We start from the raw sequence: 24,434 nt of genomic DNA, 5'->3' as shown, positions 1-24,434 counted from the left end.
TATGAAAGTTACGAACTTCTTTTTCCTGTTGTATATATTACTGGTCACTTCCTTATCGGCCTGTAGCCGCCAGGGCAAATCATTTGTGCCCGCCCTACCGGGCTACCATACTGCCGATAAACAAGTAATCGTATTGGACAAGGAGTTACTGGAAATATCGGGTATGTATTACCTCTCCGATACCAGGATTGCCGCTATTAATGACGAGGAAGGCAAGGTATTTCTGATCAACAGCACCACCGGAGATTATACGGTGAGTAAATTTGGCAGGAAAAGGGATTATGAAGATGTGGTGATGATAGGCGATTATTATTATGTATTGGAAAGCAATGGCAATATCCATCGTGTGCCGGTAGGTACTCCCAATACAGAAGAAGAATTTGAATTTCCCCGCGACAAGAAGATCGAGTTTGAAACGCTATATTACGATCCCAATCTCCAAAAGCTTGTATTGATGTCCAAAGAACAGCGGGAAACCAAAAAAGGGGTGATCACTTATACCTTTTCACTGGACAGCCTGCAGTTCTCTGATAATATTTTATACGAAATACGCCGCAAAGAGATCCATGCCCACCTTAAGGATAATAACGCGGAATTCAAACCTTCCGCGGCAGCTATTCACCCCATCACCCACAAGCTTTTTATTATTGCTTCAGTAGGCAAGGCTATGCTGCAGACCACCCTCGATGGTAAGATAGAAGGCGCATGGCAGCTGAATCCTGATCAGTTTCCCCAGCCGGAGGGGATAACATTTGCTCCCAATGGGGATATGTTCATCTCCAATGAAGGCGTGAACGGTAAAGCCACCATATTAAGATTCTTTTACAGGCCGGGAAAATAGCGCTGCTGTCTGTTAATACGGGGTTATTGCCTCGCTCCCTGTGCAGGAAGCAGGAGAAAAATGAGCGTTGCGTCAAAATTGACGCAACTTAATTTCACATAAATAAGACCTTCACACCCGTGAATATCCGTAACGAAGCATACAACAAAGCATTTGGCGCCAACCTGAAGCGGTTGAGAACTGCCAAGAAACTCTCCCGTGAGGCCCTGGCCGCCCAGGCAGGTATTGAACCCAAGCAGGTATACAGGATTGAAGTAGGGGAAAGCAGCCCTACCATTGCTACGGTGGTGACTATCGCCACTGCGATGAACCTGCATCCGAAGAAAATGTTTGAATTTGATTTCGACTTTAAGAGCGGGGGACTGTAGTCTATACCTAAGGTGGGAAAAATAATACATCCCGGCCATATCATGATGGCCAGGATGTACAGGTATTTTACTTACTCAGACTGGTAGATTTCTTAGCTTCTTTCTTAAACTCCTGTGGCACTTCCTCTTCGAGGTTGATGGCCACCCGCAGGCCTTTCAGGCCACTTACGCCCTGCAATTCTTCCAGGTCAAACCTCTCAATCTCTCCTTTCAACAATCCCTGGTTCTGCAGGAACTCGATATACTCCAGGTATTCCTGTGCTTCCTGTGGCTGTGAATACACGATGGCAATGGTGCCGGGCTGGGTAAGCCTTTCGTTGGAATCCTTCACATGCACCTTATCAATCCGTTTTTTAATGATCTCATAACGGATGTTGTAAGCTCCATCTACATCAAACTTGCGTTCTGCGGTGCGGAAACTGATAGAGATCGGATGGCTATGGGCCAATATGAGCTGGCTGGTTTGCAGGCGCAGCGGCAATTCCTTTTCTAACTGGTGGGTAAGGCGGGCCGCTTTGGCCAGGGTGCTCAGCTGCCAGATCTTGAGGTTCTTCAGGTAGAAGAAATCAAATTTCTTATCCGGACTGATAGACTGGCCAATGTAAATATTGAAGTCTACCCCATCGGTCACAAAGCGCTCGAAGTAATGGGGAAATATTTTCTGGGCTGCCTCCTGTTCCCGGTCGATGAAGCGCGCTACGGCATTGTTGATCGTAGTGATGCTGTCTTCGTATTCCTTGCGGTGGTGGTACACCATCTCTACCGGGGAATTGATGGCATCAAAATACCGGTTGATGTCCTTGTTCAGCGCCGGCAATATGGATTGCAGGTGTTTGAACAGGTTGATAAGCTCTACCCGCAGGAATTGCAGGATAGCGATCTCTTCATCGGCAAACAAGATATTTGATACGGAATGCGTGAACTTCTGCAACTTGAAAGAAGTCTCATCGAGCAGGGGGAAAGGATGTTCCTTCCGGGCCAGCTGGATGATCTCTTTCGCCAGGTTAAGTTGCTCCAGCAGGTCGAGCTGGATGGCATTGTTACGTTCTACCGATGAATTGCGGATATCGATAGCGCCATACATCGGGTATACATTCTGGAACACGATGGGCTCGATCTTCACCTGCTCCCCTTTGCTCTTGCGTGTTAAGTAACGCAGGGCTTCTTCTGTGAACCTCCATTCCACTGCATCCTGTACAGCCGTAAACTGGTCTTTGATGACACGATCTACCTGGTGATCGAGGTTTTCCTGGCTCTTTTCCATGGCCAGTTTAAACAGGGGGATGGCGGGTTCTATTTTGGCAATATGGGATGAATTGAAAGTGCCGGCCGTTTCACTAACGATGAGCAGCACGCCCAGCATATCATGATTATCGGCCAGGAGCGGACAAATAATAGCGCTCTTATAACCCAACTCGGCCAGCATGGTGATGAAAGGATAACGGATCACGGCTTCATCATTGATCTGGGGAATGAGCAGGGGACGTCCGCTATGTTTGAAAGCTTTCACCACGGCCTGGTACATATACTGTAATTGCTCGGGTGTAGGTTCTTTCTGGGCAGCTCCGGTGATGCTGCTGTACACTTCCGACAGCACCAGGTGGTTATTGACACGGAAGAAGGGCTTGACTGCTGTATACACGCCTGGCAAACCAATCAGGTTTTGCACTTGTGCCTGCAATTCATTGAAAACATTGGAATCGGAAAAAGTATGCAGGTCCAGGAGGCGGTTACGGATAATATTCAATACCTCACGTTCGGTCACATCACGCAGACGCAGGATGATCATGCCTTCAAATTCAAAGAGGTCAAGCGGCAACAGCTTTTGCAAGGTTTCCAGTGGCATAAGGTCGGTCACATCATGACAATGGGCATTGCAATCAATGTTCAGTTGTGGCAATTCGCCCTTGGCCCTTACCTCAATAAAGCGGGCATCCAATTCCAGCTCCGTATAGGTGTCAAGGCCCGAATCGGGACATTTTACCTCATAGACACTGGTCATGATGCCATTATTAATATTGGCATTGAAAAACCGGTTCAGGATCATCTGGTAGGCGCCGGTTAACTTTTCAGTTTGGATCTTGTCTTCCGTGTTACAATCGGGCATCTTGATCTTTTTCCCGCTATCATCCAGGAATTCTTCCTGCATCCTGCGGGATGCATAGAACATCTGGAATTGGAATGGAACGCCGGCTCCATAGAAATCTGCTTTATCCGACAGTGTAACAGGGAATACCGTGGCCATCAGTTGTTCGATCAGCACCTTATGCTTATTCAGCAATTCCATATCCCGGATGGGTTCCAGCAGTTCAGGCTGTTGGTATACTTTATCCAGCAGCTCTTTGTACAACTGACCTACCCCCTCTCTTCCTTCCTTGATATTTTTCTCCAGGGCGCTGATCAACGGCCTGAATGACAGGGAGGAATTGATTGTACTATGTGTAGAAGTTTTGTCCATTTAAATATCTTTTGTTTTTCTAAGCTATAAACAGGTAGACGGTTGATCAGGTTGGATATTGTAAAAGTAGGAATTTTTATAGGGCTGGTAATCCCCGATACCGGGGTAATTTAATCGTGCTTTAATAACATCAATGGACAAATAATAGTTGACCAGCACCCCGGAATTCCTGGTATCATCTGTTATAGTGGCTGATTTGGAATGCCTTACGAGGCCGGCTTAGCCTTGTTTTTCTGAAAATATTTGCAGGCAGGGGTGAGGCCGCACTGCTCACATTTAGGATTGCGTGCTATGCAGGTATACCGGCCGTGGAGGATAAGCCAATGGTGGGCTATGTAAACCAGGTCTTTAGGAATAAACTGCAGCAATTGCTTTTCGGTAGCCAGGGGGGTGGTAGCGCCTACAGTAAGGCCAATACGGGCAGATACGCGGAATACATGGGTATCCACGGCCATATTGGGTTGCTGGTCCACCACCGAAGTGATCACATTGGCTGTTTTACGGCCTACGCCGGGCAATTGCACGAGTTCTTCAACAGTCAGGGGGATCTGGCCATTGAATTTCTCCATCAGCATGTTGGCCATGCCAATGAGATGCTTTGTTTTGTTATTGGGATAAGAGATGCTCCTGATCAGCGGGAATAGTTCATCAAAAGTGGCTTTAGACAAGCTGGCCGCATCCGGGTATTTCTCAAAAATAGCCGGCGTGGTCATGTTGACCCTTTTGTCTGTACATTGGGCTGAAAGGATAACAGCTACCAGTAATTGGTAGGGGTTGTCGTACAATAACTCCGTCTCCGCATTGGGAGCGTGCTGTTGAAAATAGCTGATTACGAAGTTAAAGCGTTCTTTCCTGGTCATTCGTCAATGGAATGACGGCGAAATTACGGGAAGAGCATCAGGCATCAATAAAAAAACTGCAGCAGCTGTCTACTCAACAGGTTCTATGGCCGATTCGCGGGCATAGTTCAAAATGTTGAGAATAACCTGTGGCCTGGGAGATTCTACTACCCGGTCAAGGCTTTTTACAGATGCTTTCAGTACTTCTAATTTTTCGCGAAGTGTCCAGTCTTCCTGTAAGGCAGCTTCAATAGCTGCGGTTTTCTCTGGGGAGGTTTCTTGATACAAATACTGTATGAGCTCCTCTGGTGTAAAGAGAATAGTCATAGGCAAAATCCATTTATGTCCTTATAAAATTTCCGAAAGAGTCAATTTCGGAGTCCGTCCGTGATTATAAACGCTGGTTGGGTTGTTCTTATTGTATAGGATAAGGAAATTGGGGGAGTAGTTGCGAAATCCGGGACCAAGGTAGAGAAAATAATCTAAAAATAACAGTAGGAAATCTACTAACAGCCACCCTATAGCCTACCTGTGAAAGGCCGACCTGGTGGGGGTAGACAAATGTCAAACAGTCATGATCGCGGCTATTCCCGCTTCGTGGTAAGCCATTAAATGTCAATATGTTGGAAGGGAACGGAGATGCCGGGCCTACTGCTTTACTTCGGGCAGGATGAACAGGTCTTCATTGTCTTTTTTCATCCAATACTTTTCCCGGGCATATTTTTCCAGGGTAGCAGGATCAGACTTGAGCTGCTCCAATTCTTTTTTTGTGTTTTCGATCTGCCCCAGGTAATAATCGCGGCTTTCCTCCAGCTTGTGGAGTTCGTGTTTGTGCTTAAAGTGGGTGGTAATGATGTCCTGGTCGTCGAAGAAACAGATCCATACTGCAAACACCAGGGAGGTGAGCAGGTACTTGTTCTTAAGCCAGGCTGGTATATGTTGTAATAGCTTCATGAGATGTGCGCAGTGAAAAGGGAGAAGTCAGAGTGTTTGGCTCCGACTTCCCGCTTCCTGCTTTGGAGCTTATTTACCAAATTTAATCTTTCCTTTAGGATAAACCGCGTTCTCAGCCAGTAATTCTTCAATACGGAGAAGCTGATTGTATTTGGCCATCCGGTCGCTGCGGCTGGCAGAGCCAGTCTTGATCTGACCGCAATTGAGGGCAACAGCCAGGTCGGCAATGGTAGTATCTTCTGTTTCACCGCTGCGGTGGCTCATGATGGTATTGTAACCGCTGTTCTGTGCCAGTTGTACCGCATTGATGGTTTCTGTCACCGTTCCGATCTGGTTTACCTTGATCAGGATACTGTTGGCGATACCTTTGTCGATACCTTCCTGCAAGCGTTTTACATTGGTAACAAACAGGTCATCACCTACCAACTGGACTTTGTTGCCGATCGCGGTGGTGAGGTTTTTCCAACCCTGCCAGTCATCTTCTGCCATACCATCTTCGATAGAAACGATGGGGTATTTCTTAGCCCAATCGGCCCAGAAGGCTACCATTTCATCGCTGCTGATGGATTTGCCTGAGCTCTTGTGGAATTTATAGCTGTTTGTCTTTTCGTCGAACATTTCTGTAGTAGCAGCATCCATGGCAATGCCGATCTGCTCACCGGCTTTGTAACCAGCCAGGGTGATGGCTTCCAGTACGGTTTCGATGGCTTCTTCATTGCTCTTGATATCAGGAGCAAAGCCACCTTCGTCACCTACGTTGGTGCTGTATCCTTTTTTCTTCAATACAGTTTTCAGGTTATGGAAGATCTCCACACCCCAGCGGAGACCTTCACTGAAAGAAGGAGCGCCAACGGGAACAACCATAAATTCCTGGAAGTCGATCTTGTTATCGGCATGCATACCACCGTTGAGGATGTTCATGAGGGGCATGGGCAGTACGGTAGCATTTACACCACCCAGGTAACGAAACAGGGGCAGGTTGCTTTCCTGTGCAGCAGCATGGGCTACGGCCATAGATACCGCCAGGGTAGCATTAGCGCCCAGCTTGGCTTTGTTCTCAGTGCCGTCGATCTTTATCAGCTGACCATCGATAAAAGCCTGTTTTACTACTTCTACACCGATCAGTTGATCAGCAATGATATCGTTCACATTTTTTACGGCTTGCAGAACGCCTTTGCCTACGTATACTTTTTTATCGCCATCGCGCAGTTCAACTGCTTCGTGTTTTCCGGTAGAAGCGCCGCTAGGTACAGCTGCACGGCCAATAATACCGTTGTCGGTAACTACATCTACTTCCACAGTAGGATTACCACGGCTATCTAATATCTGTCTTGCATGAATGTCGGCAATGTAACTCATGATTCGTTGTTTGTAATTTGCTGTTGGTTTTAAAATAGCTGGCAAACGATCGTTAGTACAACGCAGGCTCCTCCCCGTATGCTGCGTCCGGCGGCAAAGAAACGAAGTTTATATTAAATAATTGAGGTCTCTGTTAGCTTACCCTGTTTTCCAGGTCGCTCAGTACTGCCAGCCACTCGGTGGGTTCATCACCTTCTTCCTGCCAGGCATCACGCAGGCCGGAGTTGTTCCTGACCCTTTCGATGATCTTAGCAAGTTGTGCTTTATCAAGTGACAGCAATGAAGCGGGGTTGGTTTTTCCGAGCCATTCTTCTGCAGACTCGGGAAAATCTTCTGATTGTTTTCCTTTGGCGGCTGCAATAAATTCAATAGCGGCCAGTACGGAAGCACTGTCATCATCTTCCAGGTAATCTTCTTCCGGAAGGTTGGCTACCCGTTGAATGGTATCTTCTATAACATCTATTCCATTATCTTCTACTTCATTTACAAAATCCAATGCTGCGTCATTTTCAAAGTTTCTATGTCCCCAGGTTCCCATCTTTATTTATTATTGTTAGTTAATGATCTGAATACTTCTTCGAGGCTTTGACTACCTGCCTGCAGGGAAACGATATTGAGTTTTTGCTGCAGGGCCAATTCCATCAATTGACGTTGGGCATCCTGTGCATTGGCACAGATCAATTCCCATTCATAGGTACTTATCTTGTTCACGGCACTCACACTGCTCAGCTTTTCGAACAAGACCGGTTCCAGTACTTCCCGGAAGCTCACTTTCAGCACTTCATTGTTGGCCGGCTGGTGGAGGAGCACATCCACGGCATCATCGGCAACCAGTTTTCCCCGGTTAATGATCACCACCCGGTCGCAAATGGCCTCTACTTCCTGTAATATATGGGAAGAGAAAAGGACGGTTTTGTGCTGCCCCAGCTTTTTGATCACCTCCCGGATCTCCATGATCTGGTTGGGATCGAGGCCGGTGGTAGGTTCATCGAGGATGAGCACTTCCGGATCGTGGATGAGGGCGGCGGCCAAACCCACCCGCTGTTTATATCCTTTTGACAGCTGGCCTATCCGTTTTTTGCTTTCCAGGGAAAGGCCCACTGTTTCAATCACTTCCTCGATCTTCTTTTTCTTGTCCCCTACTCCGTGTACATCGGCCACAAAGTCGAGGTATTCCCGCACATACATATCAAAATAGAGGGGATTGGCTTCGGGGAGGTAACCGATCTTCTTTTTGCTTTCCAGGGGTTGTTGCTGTACGTCAATTCCACATACAATGGCGGTGCCACTGTCGGGCTGAAGGTAGCCGGTAATGATCTTCATGGTAGTGGATTTACCGGCGCCATTGGGGCCGAGGAAACCAACAATCTCACCTTTACCAACTTTGAAGGAAATATCATCCACTGCCTTTTGCTCACCATACAATTTGGTAAGCCGGGTTACTTCAATTGACATGTCGCAAACCTACAAAAACCAATCTGAAGATTTTAATATTTCAGGGGGTAAGATGCCGGATTTTCAGGGCTACGGTTTTAAATATATCAGAGATCGTCATACCTGTATACAGGGTCGATATCGGTATTGGCTTCGATATCCAGGAGGGGCTTGATCAATCCATCGCTGAGACGATAAACCCATCCATGTAGGTGGGGACCATTTCCCTCCTTCCAGGCACGTTGTATAATAGAGGTTTTGGCCAGGTTTCTCAATTGTTCCACAACATTGAGTTCCACGAGGCGGTCCACCCTTGCTTCTTCTTCAGTAATGCTGTCCAACTCCTGCCGGTGCAGCCGGTATACATCTTTGATATTGCGCAACCACATATTCAACACCAATTTAAAATCGTGGTTGGTGGTAGCGGCTTTTACGCCCCCGCAGCCATAGTGGCCGCAAACGATCACATCCTTTACTTTCAAATGGTTCACGGCATAATCCAGTACGGCCAGGAGGTTCACATCGGTGTTCACGACCAGGTTGGCGACATTGCGGTGCACAAACAATTCGCCAGGCAGGGTGCCGGTGATCTGGTTGGCAGGCACGCGGCTGTCACTGCATCCTATCCATAAAAATTCAGGTTGTTGTATATTTTCGAGCCGGGTAAAAAATGCAGGGTCTTCCTCTACTCTTTCCGCTGCCCAGGCCTTGTTTTCCAGTAATAAACGCTCAGCTAGCTTCATATCCATGAATTTAGATTATGTAAATTAACAAAAAACCAGGCAGTACTGCCTGGTTTAGTATTAAGAAATGAATATAGTAGATCAATGTAACAAAGCCTGATAGATGGCTTCATGCACTTTGGGACGTACGCTTATACGACCGAATTTATTAGGATCGGGACTATTTACCCGGTTGGACAGGAAAATATATGTCAGATTGTATTTGGGATCGATCCAGAAACAGGTGCCGGTAAAGCCGGTATGGCCAAAAGTGAGGGGCGAAGCAGATAAAGTAGGATAAGGCTCTTTGCGGGTAGCATTGTCCCTTTCCGGTTTATCAAAGCCCAGGCCACGGCGGCTGATATCGCTGTGGTAAGCAGTAAAATAATCAACGGTAGCCTTGCTGAAGAAATTCTGTCCATTGAGCACACCGCCATTCAGGAATACCTGTGAAAGCACGGCCAGGTCGTAGGCATTGCTAAAAAGACCGGCATGGCCGGCCACACCGCCAAACATAGCTGCGCCCGGATCGTGCACATCACCCCAGATCAATTGCTGGCGGAAGCCGGCTTCCTTTTCTGTAGGGGCTATATAACTAAGGGGGAAACGTTCGCGCGGCTTGAAGCCGGTGGATGTCATATCCAGCTTATCGTAAAAGGTTTTCTTCACATATACTTCCAGGGGCATGCCGGTAATGGCCTCTACTACTTTGCCCAGGAAGATGAAATCATTGTCGCTGTAGATGTATTTATTGCCGGGCTCCAGGCTGGAGGCAAGTATACGGCTATAGATGGTATCCACCCAATCGTTGCGCATAAACATACGATCAGCCACGCGTACACCGTGTGTGGAGTCGGGCTTCTGTGTATAGAAAGCCCAGTTGGGACCATTGCCATCGGTAGCATTTACGGTTTCCTTATAAAAAGGAATGAATGATTTGAGGCCGGCCTGATGCAGGATGATGTCCCATAATTTAAGACCTTCCTTGTTGGAGCCTTTTACCCAGGGCAGGTAATCGCCCAATGTTTTTTGGAGGTCGAGCTTGCCTTCATCATACAACTTCATCACAGATACGGTAGTGGCCATGATCTTGGTAACGGATGCCAGGTCATAAATGGTTTCCGGGTATACGGGTTCTGTACTATCGTAGGTTAAGTAACCGTAAGCTCTTTCAAAAACGATCTTACCATCTTTGGCCACCAGTACTACAGCGCCGGGAATAGCCTGTTGCCGGATGGCGTCCTGTACAATGGAGTCGATGGCATTGTTCATTTGTGCTTGTCTGAAACCCAGTGAACCGCTTGGCACCATGGGCAATAAGCGTTTGGCAACAATACCATCACCATATTTGAAGGATTCGCAAACGGTGACGGGCAGTTTTCCTTTGGCCACGAGGCGACCAGCGATCATATCCGCCGCTACTGTTTGTGTGATATCATCATCTTCGTAGCAGGCTACGAGTACTTTAGCGTCGCAAAAGTTTTTGATGAGGTAGGGGTTGCCAAATGCCAGTGTAATTGTTTTGTGTTGTTCCTGCAATCCTTTCACCAGTGATAAAGCAGCATTGCTGATGCCAAAGTTGTTGGCCGGATAGCGGGCATAATTGTGCATGCCGATGATGACTGCATCATACCTGTTCTTAAACAGTTCGAGCATAGGACCTACCTTGGAAGAATCGAGCTTATAATCAAAATAGAATACCTGTGCGTCATAATCCTTGCGCACCTGTTCGGCAAATACATTGTCTTTGGTGAGACCGAATCCTACATAAGCTACGCGCTTTCCTTTGGTGAGGGGATAGATGGCATAGTCATCATTGCGCAGGAGTGTCAATGCTTTTTCGGCAATGAGGCGGCGCATTTCACCTACTTTGCTATTGAGGTCTTCGGTAAGATTTTTCGTGTTGACGGGCTGCCAGTTGGCCAGTCCATACTGGTATTTGGCGCGCAGTACTTTCTTGACGTGGGCGTCGATGGCGCTCCAGGAGAGTTTGCGCTTTTTGATAGCTTTGAGGATCTTCTCCATACTGCCAGGGATATCACCTGGTAGACAAAGCATATCATTACCCGCGATCAATGCTTCCACGGAGCTTTCTCCATCGGGATAATATTTAGCCACGCCCTTCATCTCAAGTGCATCGGTAAAAGTGAGGCCTTCATACTTCATTTCTTTGCGCAGGAGGTCGGTCACATTCTTTTTTGAAATAGAAGTAGGCTTATTCGCTGTATTGTCGATAGCGGGTATGGCGAGGTGGGCAATCATTACGCTGCCCACGCCGGCTGTAAACATTTCACGAAAGGGATAGAGCTCGAGGGAGTCGAGTTGCGCTTTTGTTTTGTTGATCACGGGCAGGTCGTAATGAGAATCTACATCTACGTCACCATGACCGGGAAAGTGTTTGGCGCAGGCCATGGTGCCGGCGTCCTGCATACCCTTCATATATTGGATACCGTATTCAGCCACCCTGTATTTGTCTTCTCCGAAGGAGCGGTCGTTGATAACGGGGTTGTTGGGATTGTTGTTGACGTCTACCACGGGGGCGTAGTTGACCTGGATGCCGATCCGTTTGCATTGTTCGCCTACTACGCGGCCGTATTGATAGATAAGTGCGGGGTCTTGTACAGCGCCCATCATCATTTGCCTGGGAAGTCCCTGTACACTGTCCATGCGCATGCCCAGGCCATTTTCGCCGTCGATACAAACGAGGAGGGGTGTTTGGGCAAAGCTTTGAAAATAGTTGATGAGGCTGGCCTGTTTTACAGGGCCGCCCTGGAACAGGCAGATAGAACCGATATTGTATTTGCGGATCGCTTCTTCCACTTCTTTGTCGAAGAAGGTGACGGTTCGGTTGGGGCCGATAGACGACAAACGGAGTACCATCAGCTGGGCAATTTTTTGTTCTTTGGTGAGTGTTTTAAACACACTGTCTACCCATTGATTGGCGGGCAGGAAGGAAGAACGCTGCGCCTGAACGGTGGAGATCGTCATTACAACAATAGCAAACGAAAGGATTCTCTTCATGATGATGAACTTAAAAAGCGAATTTAGCCGCTGAAATTAAGAAGAAACACGCACAAAAGGGATGAACGGAGCCTTATTGGGCCTCAATTTTAATAAAGCTGCAACGTTATGAATGCACGTCTTTTAATTGGTTCCCGGTTCCTTTCCACGGCATGCAAATAACCGCAGGAGAGAGAAGGCAGAGAAGGCATCGAGGCAACGAGGCAACGAGCGGGTTGCCCCGATGGGGCAAAAGAAATTGGCATCCATTCAATTGCTGCAAAGCGTTAGCCCCTAAAAGGGCAGAATACCTTTTGACACGATCTCTACAAAGCGGTGGCCTCTAAAGGGGCAGAATACCCTTTGACGCGACAATTCTTTAAAAGGCTGACAGCTGCCTTGGATTTTAACCTGTTTTCCTGTCCATATTCCCTTTTAGAGAAAAAGACTCCTGCTGTGGGAAGGGTTGGAAAGGTCATGTTGTTGTAACACGTTGATTACACGGCGCTAATTAATTGGCACGTGGGTTGACTATACTATTACGGTTTTTCATAGGATATTGGATTAAAACGGGGTTGAATTTCTATTCAGACCCTTTTTTCTTTTTAGACCTTCCCCAAATATGCAATCTCTTTTTCCAAAATACCCCTGGAAATTCAATTAGAATTTTGAATAATAAAAAAGGAATATCTTTTAAAACCATTTTCATAACAAGTATGTGTTAGAATATCCTGCCTTGGTAATTAGATTGGTATAAAGGCTGCTGTGCTTGGTAGTATCCAGAAAATTAATCGTAAATTTGGACCTATGTCTATTGCTGACAAATACAGGCCTCAGTATACCTACGCTGATTACGTGCAGTGGGAGGGACAATGGGAATTGATTGATGGAATGCCTTATGCTATGAGTCCATCACCTGTCAGGGTCCATCAATTAGCCAATGGCAAATTCTATACAGCTTTTGACAGCGTTATACTCCCTAAATGTCAAGATTGTAAAGTTCTGCAGACACTTGACTGGAAGGTAAATGACAAAACTGTCGTTCAACCTGACCTTATGGTTGTTTGCGGGGATTTCGAGACAGACTTCCTGGAATTTACCCCTTCCTTGATTGTTGAAATATTATCGCCCTCTACCGCTTTAAAAGACCGCCATGAAAAGTTCGAATTATACGAGCAGGAAGGCGTACGCTATTATTTGATCGCAGATCCCAAGTTTAAGAAAATTGAGATTTACCAGCTAATTGAGGGGAAATATCAGCCAGTTTCCATCAGCCCCCAGGAGTTCACTTTCAACCTTGAAAATGGCTGCGAGATCAATGTGTCGTTTCTTCGTATCTGGAGCTAAGGCTACTATCCCTATTGTACCTGCTACTCCCCCGAATTATTCCCGTATTTTCGCTGCCAAATAAGGAGACTGAAGATTGCCAGACATTATTCAATTATTGCCCGATAATATTGCGAACCAGATCGCTGCCGGAGAGGTGATCCAACGGCCGGCCAGTGCCGTGAAAGAATTGCTCGAGAATGCCGTAGACGCCGGCGCTACAGATATCCGTCTGCTGATCCAGGATGCCGGTAAGCAGCTGATCCAGGTGCTAGACAATGGCAAAGGCATGAGCGAAACGGATGCCCGCATGTGCTTTGAACGCCATGCCACTTCCAAAATACACCAGATAGACGACCTGTTCCGCATCCGTACGATGGGCTTCCGCGGGGAGGCGCTGGCTTCTATTGCGGCAGTAGCACAGGTAGAACTGAAGACGAAAAGGGCGGAAGACACTACGGGAACCCTCCTGGAAGTGGAAAACAGCCTGGTGAAAAGACAGGAGCCCATTGCCGCCAATACGGGCACCAGCATTGCCATGAAGAACCTGTTCTTCAACATCCCGGCCCGGCGCAACTTCCTTAAAAGCAATGCGGCCGAGACGAGGCATATCGTCGATGAATTTATCCGTGTAGCGCTCTCTTTCCCCGACATCTTCTTTTCACTTACGGCCAACGGAACAGAAATGTTCCACCTGGAGAAAGGAACACTCAAACAACGCATAGTGCAAGTACTGGGCAACCAGTACAATGCCAAACTGGTAACGGTACAGGAACAAACAGATTACCTCAATATTTATGGTTTTGTGGGCAAACCGGAAGCGGCCAAAAAGACAAGGGGTGACCAATACTTCTTTGTCAACAACCGTTTCATCCGCAGTCCTTACCTAAACCACGCGGTCATGAACGCCTACCAGGAAATGATCGCGGCAGATAGTTTTCCACTGTACGTGTTGTTCATTGATCTCGATCCTTCACAGGTGGACATCAATGTGCACCCTACCAAGCAGGAGATCAAATTTGAAGATGAGAAAATTGTGTATGCTTTTGTGCAGGCAGCTGTAAAACATGCGCTGGCGCAGTTCAGCGTAACGCCCACGCTGGAGTTTGACCTGGATCCGAACATACAATCACTGGATGCCATCAATAAGCCTTTTACGGGCGACCAACAGGAGGCAGCCACAGCCTCGCCGCTGTTCAAGAACTTCAGCCAGAAACACCAGGCGCATTTTATTCAGCCTACAGATAAGAGTGAGTTGAAGCACTGGAAGGATTTTTATGAGGGGGGAAAGAATACAGGAGACAGAAAACAGCATACAGAAGCGGGCGACCGGCAATCGGCCCCGTCAATGGACGGGATCAATCGGCAATCAGACAATCCGGGAGAGGAGGATCAGCAAGCCTATATCGGGCAGCCCGGAGAACGGAAGTTTACTTCTCTATTAGATCAGTTGAGGACAGAAGAGACATCGGTCGCGGGCATTGGCGGATCGGGCGGCCAGACGGGGTCTACGGGAACTTCGGGTTACTCACCCTTTGGTGGACAGGATTCAGCGTTGAGTGGACGCAGTCCGCAGGCGCGTCTTGAACTGAAGATCGCGGAGCATGCGCCATTGACGCAGTTGCACCAGGTCTATATAGTAGTACCTACCAATCGTGGTTTTATATTGGTACACCAACAGCTGGCGCATGAGCGCATCCTGTACGAACGATTTGTACTGGCTGCTACAGATAAAGCAATGGCTACGCAGCGGAGCCTGTTTCCGGTAACGCTGCAACTGGCGCCGCCGGATGCGGTATTGATGAATGAACTAATGAGTGACCTTAACCTGCTGGGTTACCTGATCGAGCCTTTCGGCAATCATGCGTTTGTAATACAAGGCACACCGGCTGACCTGGAACAGGGTAATGAAAAGATGATCATAGAGAACCTGCTGGAACAGTTCAAGCATTTCAGTACGGACCTCAAATTCTCCAAACGGGAAAAACTGATCCGCTCCCTGGCCTGGCAACAAGCCATCAAGCCAGGTACGGCATTAGCAGAAAAGGAAATGCGCAGGCTGATCGATGACCTGTTTGCCTGCAAGCAACCCAATGTAACAGCGGGCGGCAATCCTACTTATATTGAATTCAAAAGGGACTACCTGGAACAGCTATTTAAGCGTTAACATGGTTTTGTTGGCTTTTGCTTTCTTCTTTTCCTCCCACAAGTTGTACCGCATGTAAAACTGCAGGGCTCTGTTCTTATCGAACTGATAAGGCATACCCGGCGTCAGGCGGAAGCTGATGTAATTGCTCAATGCCTGGTTGTAGCGCAAGCCCACGGTGAAGTTGTTGAAATAATAATTTGCATCCAGCAACACCCTGAACTCGTTGCCATTGATCTTTTGGGATAAGCTATCATTTTTAAAACGGGAATAGGTTTCGCTGACGAGCGTATTAGGTCCGCCAGGCGACCATTTCCTTACTTCCGATAAAGCTACTCCACTGATCATGGAAGAGAACTGAATGCCGGTGCCCATATAAAAGCCCGGGAAGGGGCTATGGTGTATGCTGACGGGCACATTGAAATAATAGAGCTTTTTAGCATATACAGCATTGGAGGTATAATAATTGGGCGCTGTGTTCGTAGTTGTATACGACAGCAGGGTAGAGCTTATAAACTGGGGCGATACGAATTGGGCCTCTGTTTGCAAGTAGGTTTTACCGCTGAGGTGATACTGCAAATAGGGCGACGGCAGGTAATCTGATACGGTATTGTGGCCTCCCCACAGGTTGTATCCCATGGCGCGCTGATCGCCCAGCGGGAATGCCAATGGGAGGGCAAATCCCAGCGCCATTGTTCCGGCTTCCCGTGTTTTCAGGGGTTTTCTTCTGGCAGGGGCTTTGTCGGGAGGCGGCTCGGGCAGTCCGGCACGTTTCCGTGCGTAATCTTTCTCAATGGTGATTCCAGGGGCAAGCACAGGCCCTGGTTGATCTATAAAACGAAGGGGTGGTCTTACATTGGTAACCTGTACCCTATCTACGTAGGGTTTAGATAAAAACCGGTTGAGGTCAGACTCGGGATTGGAAGCTTCATTGGCATATTTACCTGCTCTGTTGTTGTGGTTATTCTTTGTTGCTATTGCTGTTTCACTTGCTGGTTCATTGTTTTGTGTGGCGCTGCCCGCTGATCCTTTCTTAGCCCGGCTATTGCCGCGCGGGTCGTAATGGTCATTGAAATTGCCTTTATTCTTTCCTGTACGTTTACCTTTTAGAGTAATTATTGCATCATCGGCGTTAGGTTGACGGTTGTTGTTGCGGAGTTTATTGGTGATGGAGTTCTTATTATCCGGCGTTGCTGCTACGGGTGCGGCTTTATTATCCGGTGATTTAATAGCTGCTATTACCGGGGGCTCGGCCCGGCTTTGGGCTACACCTTTATCAGGAGCGGCAGGTTCATTTTGCTGCGCTGCCGGCTGCTGGTCTTTATCAGCAGGTACAGCAGTAGCCTGACTACCATCAACGCTGGCCGGTTGTGAAGCGGCAGGTGTTGACTGTCCTTTATCACCTGACGAAGTTACTTTACCGGTTGCGGCAGGCGCTACGGCAACCTGCGCAACGGAACCTGCTTTTTCTTTGTCAAGGTAGGACCTGCCGGATAACCAGGTGGCGAGGAACAGGATGCCAATGGCAATGCCAAAGAACCACCATTGACGGCGGCCGGGCATGGCTCCTCCTCTTGGCATTTCCTTATCCAGCAAAGTTCTCATCTGTACCCAGGATTGGTCTGGCTCTCCTGGCGGTGGCAGATTCTGCAGTTTGTCTGCCAAGTGTTTTTCGTATGGTTGTCGTTCGTTCATTACGGTTACACTTGCATGGTTTGTAATAAATGTTGCAATTGCTTTCGGGCTTCACTCAGGTGCCATTTGCTGGTGCCTTCACTAATACCCAGCAAGGTGGCGATCTCCCGGTGATTGTATCCTTCTACTACGTATAAGTTAAACACCCCCTGTGTGGCGGGTGATAATTTTCTCACCAGTTGTAATAATTCCTGGGCGCTCATACGCTGTATAGCATCCGCTTCTATGGCAGGCTCTTCGGCTTTTTCCAGTTCGATCTTAGTATAGAATTTTTCCCTTGCGCGGATAAAATCAATGGCCGTATTGACAATGATCTTTCTGATCCAGGTGTACAGGGAGGCCCGTGCCGAATCGTACGTATGGATATTCTTATACACTTTCAAAAAGCCATTGTGCAATACTTCTATTGCATCTTCCTGGTTACGGGTGTAGCGAAGGCATATGGATGTCATGGGCCCATAGAACTGTTTATACAACTGTTCCTGCGCCCGACGGCTATTGTTAATACAACCGTTAATCAGCTCCGTATCGGCAATACTATTTGCCAAATAAGCTAGTGTTTACTTTTTTTGCAAGCCCTGTCCATCAAGAGTAATTTACCGTATTTATCCCGAACGAGATTACAACAGCAAATATTGCGGATATGGCTATGCACCTGCGTTTTAAGCCTGCCTTTAACTGTTAATTATTACGTAAAGTTGTGACGAAAGCGTTGGGTAGACTACCAAATTAAGCATGTTTGTCAGCCGCCGGGAGACAAAGACCATGCTTTCGGAGGCAAAAAGCGGTTGTTCACCGTTTTAAAGGGGTATTGGGTTCAGGAAACGGGTTGAGTTTGAAGGGCTTTGGTGAGTTCTCCCTCGTGGGTAAGATCAAGGCGCAGGGGGGTAATGGATACATACCCGTTCTCTACGGCGTAGCGGTCGGTACCTTCTTCGGCAGGTTCGAGGGGGATGACGGTAAACCAATAATGTTTACGACCCATGGGGTCGATGCCGGGCACTATTTTGCCATCATAAAGGCGAACAGACTGCCTGGTCCATTGCAATCCCTGGGGATCGGGGGGAAGATTAATATTAATAAGATTGAGGTGCGGATTTTCGATCACGGCGGCCAGGGCTTTCTCCACGAAGGGATCGAGCTTTTCAAAATCGGGTTCTGTTTTGCCGGCCGGGGTACTGATGGCGATGCCTTTCATACCCAGGAGTACGGCCTGCTTGGCAGCGGCGAGGGTACCGGAATGCCACATGGAATTGCCCAGGTTGAGGCCCATATTAATACCAGATAATACCACATCTGTTTTTGCCCAGAGGTGGGTGCCCAGGGCCACGCAGTCGGCCGGGGTACCATTCACACGATAGGCGTCCAATCCCTCAAAGGTGATGGGCGATTTCTTATAATATAAGGGCCTGGAAGCGGTGATCGCATGGCCCATAGAAGATTGTTCCACATCGGGTGCTACGATCTGTACTTCGCCAAACCGTAAAGCCACTTTGGCAAGGGCAGCGATGCCCGGGCTGTAAATGCCGTCGTCGTTGGTAACAAGTATTCTCATACCGTCATCAGTCAATATAATTGTGCCAGGCTGCTATGGTATGCAATTGTTAGGGGATTGGTTATAACCAACAACACACTCCATGAAATATGTCAAACTCCTGCACAATCCTACGGCTGGCGAAGAAGATCATACGAAACGGGACCTTATTCCATTGATCGAAGCAGCAGGCTGGGAATGTAGATATTCGTCTACAAAAGAGAAAGGATGGGATAAGCTGGAACCGGATACGGATTTCGTGGTGGTAGCCGGCGGCGATGGCACCATTCGCAAAGCGGCACTCACCTTGCTGGAGCGCAAGTTCTCGGATAAGAAAATACCGATTGCGGTATTGCCGCTGGGTACGGCCAACAATATCTCCAAAGCGCTGGGCATAACAGGTACAGTAGCCGAAACGATTACCACCTGGAAAACAGGTGTGGTAAAAAAATATGATATCGGGCGGATAGAAGGATTGGAAGAAACGTATTTCCTGGTAGAAGGATTTGGCTATGGCGTATTTCCCCGGTTGATGAAGGTGATGAAAAAGGTAGATAAGGCGAAAAAGGATACGCCGGAGAAAGCCTTGCAAACGGCGTTGGAAGAGCTGCACCATATTATCCTTTCTGCCGAAGCACGTCATTATCATATTCAGGTAGATGACAACGATCACTCAGGGCGGTTCCTATTGGTGGAAGTGATGAATAGCCGGTCGATTGGTCCGAACCTCGACTTGTCGCCGCAGGCTGATCCCGGTGATGGGCAGTTTGAGATCGTGCTGGTGGCGGAAGAAGAGAGAGATGCGCTGGCTGGGTGGATCAGGAAAAAAATGGACGGTGACGAGGCGGGTTATGATTTCCGGTCTGTTTCGGGTAGTAAAGTAAATATTCATACAGAGGATACGCTGCTGCATGTGGATGATGAGATGATCAGCCTGGAAGAGCCGGCGCGGGTAACGGTGGAATTGCAGGCGGGGGTGTTGGAGTTTTTGGTAGCGGGAAATGATTAGTTACTATGCTTCACTGAGTTTGTAACGGATCATACGGTGGCCGATCATGCGTACCAGCAATGATACCAGGGCGCAGATAGCCATGATGGAGACCATGGGAATGGTGGTACCATTTTGCAGCAGGCTCAATAAAATACTCACACCAGCACCTATCCCCATTTGCAAAGCGCCCATCAAAGCAGCTGCACTGCCGGCGCCTGTTGTAAAGGGTGACATGGCCAGGGCTGATGAATTGGGCAAAATATAACCGAGACAACTGAGGTAAATGAACTGCATCAGCAGCATGCCCGGCAGGGTGATCCATCCACTGAGGGAAGTAAAGACCAACAATAAACCGACAATACTCATGCTGATCAACGCTGCGGTGATGATCTGCTCACTCCTGTACCGCTTCAATAAAAACCTGTTGACCTGGCTGGCCAATATTAATCCACCGGCCAGTAAGGCAAACACCAACCCATAGGCTCTCTCTGATAACTTAAATAGCTCCATATATAAATAAGGGGAGCTGGATAAGAAAGCAAATAAGCCGGCAAAAGCAATGGCGCCGGTGAAGGTGTAAGTATAAAATACAGGCTCTTTGAACACGGCTAAATAACTACGGATAATGGCATTGGGCTTTAAAGAATAATCAGGATCGGGCTTGCTGCTCTCGGGCAGTCCAAAGTAAATAGCTATGAAAATAAGGGCGGTAATCACGGCCAGGATGATGAATACGGCCTGCCATCCCAGGAAGGCAGTGATGTAACTGCCAGCAGTAGGGGCAATGATGGGCGACACGCCCAATATCAGCATCAACATGGAAAACACTTTGGCATTTTCCTCCACAGGGAAAAGATCACGCACCATGGCGTTGGCGGCAACGGTGGCAGCACAGGCGCCCATGGCCTGTACAAAACGTACGGCAATCAGCATATCCAGGGAGGTAGCAAAGGCGCAGGCGAGCGAAGCTATGAGGTACAGTCCAAGTGCAATGTACAATGGCCGCTTACGGCCAAAGCGGTCCATGAGGGGGCCGTATAATAATTGGCCTACAGAGATGCCCACAAAGAAACTGGACAAGGAAAGGGCCACTTCGGCCACATTGGAATGCAGGTCTTTGGCAATGGCTGTAAACCCCGGCAGGTACATATCAATAGAAAAGGGGGCAATGGTCGTCAGTGCACCCAATAATCCCACCAGGAAATAATATCTTTTTTTTGTCATGGCTCAATTTCTTAAAACAGGTTCCCCGGCTGCAGGATCGATCCCACAGCTATATTAAAATGGCAAGCAATTAACGGAAATGTAAATACCGGTCGAAGGAAATGCGGGGCAAGTTACAGCTTTGGTGCTGCATAGCAGTCACTAAAACCGGGGACAGGAAATAACAAGTCAGTGATAAAATTGTTTACATTAGAGTGCCACCGGCACAACAAACTATGAATGACACTCTTTCATCGGCACTGCACAACTGGATACCCTATAAATTATCACTGGTAGATAATATTCCCCACAACTACTGGTTGTACACGGGCAACCATCGTTATACAGCGCCTTTTTTTGATGAAACAATCAGTGAATGCTTAAGCCTGCCGGAGAATTCGCGGCAGTACAGGGCACTCAGTTCACTGGAACTCCTGCCTTCCTGGGCAGCGGAAATTGATGCGGTACCGCCTACGGCCTTTATCTTTCACGTGTCGCGCTGCGGTTCCACCTTGCTGGCGCAGTTGCTCGGACTTCATGAGCAACATATTGTATTGGCAGAAACACCTTTCCTGGATGAACTGCTACGATTACCGTATAAAAACAAAGCCGCTGACACGGGGTTGCTACAGGAAGCGTTTCCGGCTGCGCTCCGCCTGTATGGACAAAAAAGGAGGGGTGATGAAACGCATCTGTTTATCAAATCGGATAGCTGGCACCTCTGCTTTTATCGCCAACTACGCGCATTGTATCCACGGGTTCCTTTTATCTTATTGTATCGTTCACCTGATGAAGTGATCCTGTCGCAACGCAGACGCAGGGGCATGCAGGCGGTGCAGGGTATTATTGAACCAGAGATATTTGGTTTTGACAAAGAAGTGATCCAATACGATACGCTGGATGATTATATGGTAAAAGTGCTGGAACGTTATTTTACCATTATGCTTGAAATAACAAGGGAGGACCCGCTTTCATTGTTGCTCAACTATAAGGAACCGATCATACCGACCATGCAGAAAATAGCGGACTTTGCGGGTGTGACTATCGGGAAAAATGAATTGGCGCAAATGCAGGAACGCAGCCGTTTTCATGCGAAATATCCCGACCAGGTATTCAAGGAGCCGGCATCCACAGAGGCACTGCCTGCCAGCCTGGCAAGGGTAACCAATCTTTATCACGAGGTAGAAGCGCTGCGGACCTCCTCATGATCCGGCTTCCAGTATATTGTCGAGTATAAATGAAAATAGTCTGACGGCTGATGTTTCGAGGTCTTCGGTATGGGTATAAATGACGAGGTCGGCACCAATGGGTATCTCGTATATATCGTTCAAGCCGGTGAGGTTGCGGATCTTATCGGGATGATCACCGGGCAACAGGGCTTTCCTGTACAGGCCTTTGGTATCTCTTTCCACGAGGATGTCGAGGGCGCAATGGATCCAGACGGTACGGGCATCATACTTTTCTTTTAACTCCTTCCGTACATCATCAAAGGGATTGATGGCAGCGATGATGGCGATGGTATTTTTGAGTACGAGGGCTTGTGCAATAGCACCCAGGCGCCGAATATTCTCGCGCCTGTCGGCCGGAGAAAAGCCCAGGTCTTTACAAATGGACTTGCGGTACATATCGCCGTCGATGATCTCTGCAGCAATCTCTCTTTGCAGTAACATCTGTTGCACGCGGAATGCGATCGATGTTTTGCCAGCGCCGGACAATCCTGTTAATTGAATGAGTAGCATGCCGGGAAATTACGCCTGTTCCAATAAACTGTGTTCGAGTTCATCGGCCAGGCGATTGGTTATGGCGGTATTTTGGAGACGAAGTTCAAATATCATTTTCAATAGTTCTCCGGTCTTGCGTTCTTCCTCGACATGGGTTTTGGGAGAGCGGTCGAACAGTTGTTGCAGCCAATCATTGACGGTACAATCTATCACGAGGTGGATGCGATCGCTGGGGCCGTGGTTGGCTACGCGGTGCGGGAGGTTGGCATTGATGTACCAGCAATCGCCCGGTTCCATCTGTATACGTTCCTGCTGCACGTAGAACTCTACCTGCTCATTGGTAAAAACGGGGATATGTAACCTGGCTTCGCCATTTTCAAAAGCGAGGTCGAGATCACGGTGTTCCTTTATGATGGCGCCGCTTTTAAGGTTGAGCAGGCGTACTGATCGTATGGGGCATTGAAAAGTGGCCATTAATTGTTTTACAGCGGGGCAATGGTCCATGAGGGGTGTGTCGGCAAAGAGGTCTTCGCTCATGAGGTCGGGTATGATCCTATCCTGATGGCCACCGGGCGAACGGAGTGGTAAAACGGTCCATTCGCCTTCGTAATGGTAGGTATTGAAGTGGGGGGACCAGGAATTAGGCAAGAGCAGTATCTCCTGGCGGAGGGCCAGGATGTTGATCGCTATGTCAATTTTAGCTGAACGGATCATAAATTGCGTTGGTTTAACGGCGTAACGAATATAATATTTTTTAGCTATAGCAATCCGGGATTTGTAGCAGCCAGTTTGTCATTTTTTCGTATCTTTTCTGTATGGTATTTCACCAAGCCAACGATATTATTTCTTCTATTGCTGCCTCCCGGCAGTCCAGGAATTTGTACACCCAACCGGTTGACGCGGGTGGTTTTACGCCTTCTCCCGATGTGTGCGGTTTACTTTCAGTTTACTTCAAGCTTACTTCAAGTTTACTTCCGGTTTACCTGACAGTAGGTTGATCCATGGTTGATCTACGGTTGATCCACAGCTGATCTATGGGTATTCAACTGCTGTTTTCGTTCTGCTTCCCAATCAGAAGAGGGTAATCCCTTACGCCATTTTGACAGCTTCCCTTTCAAATTTCCGCTATTCTGCAGTTAAGGAACAGGCCAAGGATAAGCGATAGCTATCGAAGGATAGGGGGTACGGTAAGCTGGCTGGTCCAAATATGGGAATTTTGCTGATATGCCAGTCATTTCAGGTGTTTCCAAAAGGGCCAACGGTTGTTAATTGTAGGGCCGGGGCGGGCAAAAAGCCTAGAAATCCACAAAAAACACGGGGTTTATACACTATTTTTGCAGTCTGATTTTACCATTTTGGATACAGCCATTAAAGGATTTAGAATTTTTGCACACAACCAATTGTTTGTTGCTGTAAATCAATGCTGTTACGATTTATAGCTATAACTTGCGCAGGCAAACTAATAGCCTGGTGTATTGTTATATTGGTAATTATCACCAACAAAGCATTAAAAATGATAACAATTTCCAATAGCGCACAAGCATATATCCATCAAATGATGGAAAAAGAAGGGCATGCAGATGGCAGTTTTGTACGCGTAGGGGTTAAGGGGGGCGGTTGCTCTGGCCTTTCTTACGAAATGAAGTTTGACACGGAAATGAAAGAGAGTGACCAGGTATTTGAGGACAAGGGGGTGAAACTGGTTGTGGAAATGAAAAGTTTGCTGTACCTGTACGGAACAGAATTGGATTATTCGAGCGGCCTGAACGGTAAAGGATTGTTTTTCAATAATCCCAATGCATCCCGGACCTGCGCCTGCGGTGAGAGCTTTGCTCTTTAAGGG

Annotated in this window: 22 protein-coding genes; 7 read left to right on the top strand and 15 right to left on the bottom strand. The window is 47.8% G+C overall.

Annotation, left to right across the window (positions count from 1 at the left end; translation table 11 throughout):
- Position 1 precedes the first annotated feature (1 nt).
- Positions 2-841 carry a hypothetical protein gene (locus D3H65_RS24840; protein ID WP_119052890.1) on the top strand — a complete coding sequence of 280 codons (840 nt, stop codon included), beginning with the start codon at positions 2-4 and terminating at the stop codon, positions 839-841.
- A 119-nt stretch (positions 842-960) separates the two neighbouring features.
- Positions 961-1,209, top strand: coding sequence for a helix-turn-helix domain-containing protein (locus tag D3H65_RS24835; protein ID WP_162915806.1), 249 nt, complete (start codon positions 961-963; stop codon positions 1,207-1,209).
- Between the two features lie 67 nt (positions 1,210-1,276).
- Here D3H65_RS24835 and D3H65_RS24830 read toward each other — a convergent pair whose 3' ends face one another.
- The 9 genes from D3H65_RS24830 to D3H65_RS24790 all read right to left on the bottom strand — a co-directional run bounded on the left by D3H65_RS24830 (position 1,277) and on the right by D3H65_RS24790 (position 11,996).
- Positions 1,277-3,667: a hypothetical protein gene (locus tag D3H65_RS24830; RefSeq protein WP_119052888.1), complete on the bottom strand. Its 2,391-nt coding sequence runs from the start codon at positions 3,665-3,667 to the stop codon at positions 1,277-1,279.
- Positions 3,668-3,873: 206 nt separating this feature from the next.
- Positions 3,874-4,527 (bottom strand): endonuclease III, encoded by a 654-nt coding sequence (nth, locus tag D3H65_RS24825; protein ID WP_119052887.1) that lies wholly within the window; start codon positions 4,525-4,527, stop codon positions 3,874-3,876.
- Between the two features lie 69 nt (positions 4,528-4,596).
- Entirely contained in the window at positions 4,597-4,833 is a 237-nt protein-coding gene (locus D3H65_RS24820) for a hypothetical protein (RefSeq protein ID WP_119052886.1), read from the bottom strand.
- A 321-nt stretch (positions 4,834-5,154) separates the two neighbouring features.
- Positions 5,155-5,460, bottom strand: coding sequence for an FtsB family cell division protein (locus D3H65_RS24815; RefSeq protein WP_119052885.1), 306 nt, complete (start codon positions 5,458-5,460; stop codon positions 5,155-5,157).
- A 69-nt stretch (positions 5,461-5,529) separates the two neighbouring features.
- Positions 5,530-6,819, bottom strand: coding sequence for a phosphopyruvate hydratase (eno, locus tag D3H65_RS24810; protein ID WP_119052884.1), 1,290 nt, complete (start codon positions 6,817-6,819; stop codon positions 5,530-5,532).
- Between the two features lie 133 nt (positions 6,820-6,952).
- Positions 6,953-7,357, bottom strand: a complete 405-nt coding sequence (locus D3H65_RS24805) for a DUF4259 domain-containing protein (RefSeq protein WP_119052883.1) — start codon at positions 7,355-7,357, stop codon at positions 6,953-6,955.
- Positions 7,358-7,359: 2 nt separating this feature from the next.
- Complete coding sequence (gldA, locus tag D3H65_RS24800; RefSeq protein WP_119052882.1) at positions 7,360-8,274, bottom strand: gliding motility-associated ABC transporter ATP-binding subunit GldA; 915 nt, start codon at positions 8,272-8,274, stop codon at positions 7,360-7,362.
- An 86-nt stretch (positions 8,275-8,360) separates the two neighbouring features.
- Positions 8,361-8,996 carry a carbonic anhydrase gene (locus D3H65_RS24795; RefSeq protein WP_119054650.1) on the bottom strand — a complete coding sequence of 212 codons (636 nt, stop codon included), beginning with the start codon at positions 8,994-8,996 and terminating at the stop codon, positions 8,361-8,363.
- Between the two features lie 81 nt (positions 8,997-9,077).
- Positions 9,078-11,996, bottom strand: a complete 2,919-nt coding sequence (locus D3H65_RS24790; protein WP_119052881.1) for a glycoside hydrolase family 3 N-terminal domain-containing protein — start codon at positions 11,994-11,996, stop codon at positions 9,078-9,080.
- 786 nt (positions 11,997-12,782) lie between these two features.
- Between D3H65_RS24790 and D3H65_RS24785 the strand changes: the two genes are divergently transcribed.
- Both D3H65_RS24785 and mutL read left to right on the top strand, forming a co-directional pair.
- A complete protein-coding gene (locus tag D3H65_RS24785) occupies positions 12,783-13,322 on the top strand; it encodes a Uma2 family endonuclease (protein ID WP_162915805.1) in 540 nt (179 codons plus the stop codon).
- 76 nt (positions 13,323-13,398) lie between these two features.
- Positions 13,399-15,468 (top strand): DNA mismatch repair endonuclease MutL, encoded by a 2,070-nt coding sequence (gene mutL, locus D3H65_RS24780; RefSeq protein ID WP_119052879.1) that lies wholly within the window; start codon positions 13,399-13,401, stop codon positions 15,466-15,468.
- Here the strand turns inward: mutL and D3H65_RS24775 are convergent.
- The 3 genes from D3H65_RS24775 to surE form a co-directional block, all read right to left on the bottom strand.
- Positions 15,454-17,052, bottom strand: a complete 1,599-nt coding sequence (locus tag D3H65_RS24775) for a hypothetical protein (RefSeq protein WP_162915804.1) — start codon at positions 17,050-17,052, stop codon at positions 15,454-15,456. The two genes, mutL and D3H65_RS24775, sit on opposite strands and share 15 nt — an antisense overlap.
- 95 nt (positions 17,053-17,147) lie before the next feature.
- Positions 17,148-17,690 carry an RNA polymerase sigma factor gene (locus D3H65_RS24770; RefSeq protein WP_119052877.1) on the bottom strand — a complete coding sequence of 181 codons (543 nt, stop codon included), beginning with the start codon at positions 17,688-17,690 and terminating at the stop codon, positions 17,148-17,150.
- 269 nt (positions 17,691-17,959) lie between these two features.
- Positions 17,960-18,697, bottom strand: coding sequence for a 5'/3'-nucleotidase SurE (gene surE / locus D3H65_RS24765; RefSeq protein WP_119052876.1), 738 nt, complete (start codon positions 18,695-18,697; stop codon positions 17,960-17,962).
- An 82-nt stretch (positions 18,698-18,779) separates the two neighbouring features.
- On the opposite strand from surE, the gene D3H65_RS24760 reads away from it, so the two are divergent.
- A complete protein-coding gene (locus tag D3H65_RS24760) occupies positions 18,780-19,685 on the top strand; it encodes a diacylglycerol/lipid kinase family protein (protein WP_119052875.1) in 906 nt (301 codons plus the stop codon).
- Positions 19,686-19,688: 3 nt separating this feature from the next.
- Here D3H65_RS24760 and D3H65_RS24755 read toward each other — a convergent pair whose 3' ends face one another.
- Complete coding sequence (locus tag D3H65_RS24755) at positions 19,689-20,891, bottom strand: multidrug effflux MFS transporter (RefSeq protein WP_119052874.1); 1,203 nt, start codon at positions 20,889-20,891, stop codon at positions 19,689-19,691.
- Between the two features lie 215 nt (positions 20,892-21,106).
- Between D3H65_RS24755 and D3H65_RS24750 the strand changes: the two genes are divergently transcribed.
- The gene (locus tag D3H65_RS24750) at positions 21,107-22,078 is read left to right on the top strand and encodes a sulfotransferase family protein (RefSeq protein ID WP_119052873.1); all 972 of its coding nucleotides are present in this window, start codon (positions 21,107-21,109) and stop codon (positions 22,076-22,078) included.
- Here the strand turns inward: D3H65_RS24750 and cysC are convergent.
- Together cysC and D3H65_RS24740 are read right to left on the bottom strand one after the other, a co-directional pair.
- Positions 22,073-22,609 carry an adenylyl-sulfate kinase gene (gene cysC / locus D3H65_RS24745; RefSeq protein ID WP_119052872.1) on the bottom strand — a complete coding sequence of 179 codons (537 nt, stop codon included), beginning with the start codon at positions 22,607-22,609 and terminating at the stop codon, positions 22,073-22,075. The genes D3H65_RS24750 and cysC overlap by 6 nt on opposite strands.
- A 9-nt stretch (positions 22,610-22,618) precedes the next feature.
- Positions 22,619-23,305 (bottom strand): aspartyl/asparaginyl beta-hydroxylase domain-containing protein, encoded by a 687-nt coding sequence (locus tag D3H65_RS24740; RefSeq protein WP_119052871.1) that lies wholly within the window; start codon positions 23,303-23,305, stop codon positions 22,619-22,621.
- 799 nt (positions 23,306-24,104) lie between these two features.
- Here D3H65_RS24740 and D3H65_RS24735 point away from each other — a divergent pair.
- Positions 24,105-24,431, top strand: a complete 327-nt coding sequence (locus D3H65_RS24735) for a HesB/IscA family protein (protein WP_119054649.1) — start codon at positions 24,105-24,107, stop codon at positions 24,429-24,431.
- Positions 24,432-24,434: the final 3 nt, after the last annotated feature.

The organism is Paraflavitalea soli (genome assembly GCF_003555545.1).
Taxonomy (GTDB): domain Bacteria; phylum Bacteroidota; class Bacteroidia; order Chitinophagales; family Chitinophagaceae; genus Paraflavitalea; species Paraflavitalea soli.
The sequence above is the reverse complement of the archived record's forward strand: the minus strand, read 5'-3'. Positions and strand labels throughout refer to the sequence as shown.

What these genes read in the sequence shown, in the direction of transcription:
- surE (WP_119052876.1), bottom strand. Translation starts at nt 18,697, where the DNA reads ATGAGAATACTTGTTACCAACGACGACGGCATTTACAGCCCGGGCATC.
- D3H65_RS24805 (WP_119052883.1), bottom strand. Translation starts at nt 7,357, where the DNA reads ATGGGAACCTGGGGACATAGAAACTTTGAAAATGACGCAGCATTGGAT.
- D3H65_RS24785 (WP_162915805.1), top strand. Translation starts at nt 12,783, where the DNA reads ATGTCTATTGCTGACAAATACAGGCCTCAGTATACCTACGCTGATTAC.
- nth (WP_119052887.1), bottom strand. Translation starts at nt 4,527, where the DNA reads ATGACCAGGAAAGAACGCTTTAACTTCGTAATCAGCTATTTTCAACAG.
- D3H65_RS24750 (WP_119052873.1), top strand. Translation starts at nt 21,107, where the DNA reads ATGAATGACACTCTTTCATCGGCACTGCACAACTGGATACCCTATAAA.
- eno (WP_119052884.1), bottom strand. Translation starts at nt 6,819, where the DNA reads ATGAGTTACATTGCCGACATTCATGCAAGACAGATATTAGATAGCCGT.
- gldA (WP_119052882.1), bottom strand. Translation starts at nt 8,274, where the DNA reads ATGTCAATTGAAGTAACCCGGCTTACCAAATTGTATGGTGAGCAAAAG.
- D3H65_RS24815 (WP_119052885.1), bottom strand. Translation starts at nt 5,460, where the DNA reads ATGAAGCTATTACAACATATACCAGCCTGGCTTAAGAACAAGTACCTG.
- D3H65_RS24795 (WP_119054650.1), bottom strand. Translation starts at nt 8,996, where the DNA reads ATGAAGCTAGCTGAGCGTTTATTACTGGAAAACAAGGCCTGGGCAGCG.
- cysC (WP_119052872.1), bottom strand. Translation starts at nt 22,609, where the DNA reads ATGCTACTCATTCAATTAACAGGATTGTCCGGCGCTGGCAAAACATCG.
- D3H65_RS24840 (WP_119052890.1), top strand. Translation starts at nt 2, where the DNA reads ATGAAAGTTACGAACTTCTTTTTCCTGTTGTATATATTACTGGTCACT.
- D3H65_RS24735 (WP_119054649.1), top strand. Translation starts at nt 24,105, where the DNA reads ATGATAACAATTTCCAATAGCGCACAAGCATATATCCATCAAATGATG.
- D3H65_RS24775 (WP_162915804.1), bottom strand. Translation starts at nt 17,052, where the DNA reads ATGAGAACTTTGCTGGATAAGGAAATGCCAAGAGGAGGAGCCATGCCC.
- D3H65_RS24740 (WP_119052871.1), bottom strand. Translation starts at nt 23,305, where the DNA reads ATGATCCGTTCAGCTAAAATTGACATAGCGATCAACATCCTGGCCCTC.
- D3H65_RS24820 (WP_119052886.1), bottom strand. Translation starts at nt 4,833, where the DNA reads ATGACTATTCTCTTTACACCAGAGGAGCTCATACAGTATTTGTATCAA.
- D3H65_RS24830 (WP_119052888.1), bottom strand. Translation starts at nt 3,667, where the DNA reads ATGGACAAAACTTCTACACATAGTACAATCAATTCCTCCCTGTCATTC.
- D3H65_RS24790 (WP_119052881.1), bottom strand. Translation starts at nt 11,996, where the DNA reads ATGAAGAGAATCCTTTCGTTTGCTATTGTTGTAATGACGATCTCCACC.
- D3H65_RS24755 (WP_119052874.1), bottom strand. Translation starts at nt 20,891, where the DNA reads ATGACAAAAAAAAGATATTATTTCCTGGTGGGATTATTGGGTGCACTG.
- D3H65_RS24760 (WP_119052875.1), top strand. Translation starts at nt 18,780, where the DNA reads ATGAAATATGTCAAACTCCTGCACAATCCTACGGCTGGCGAAGAAGAT.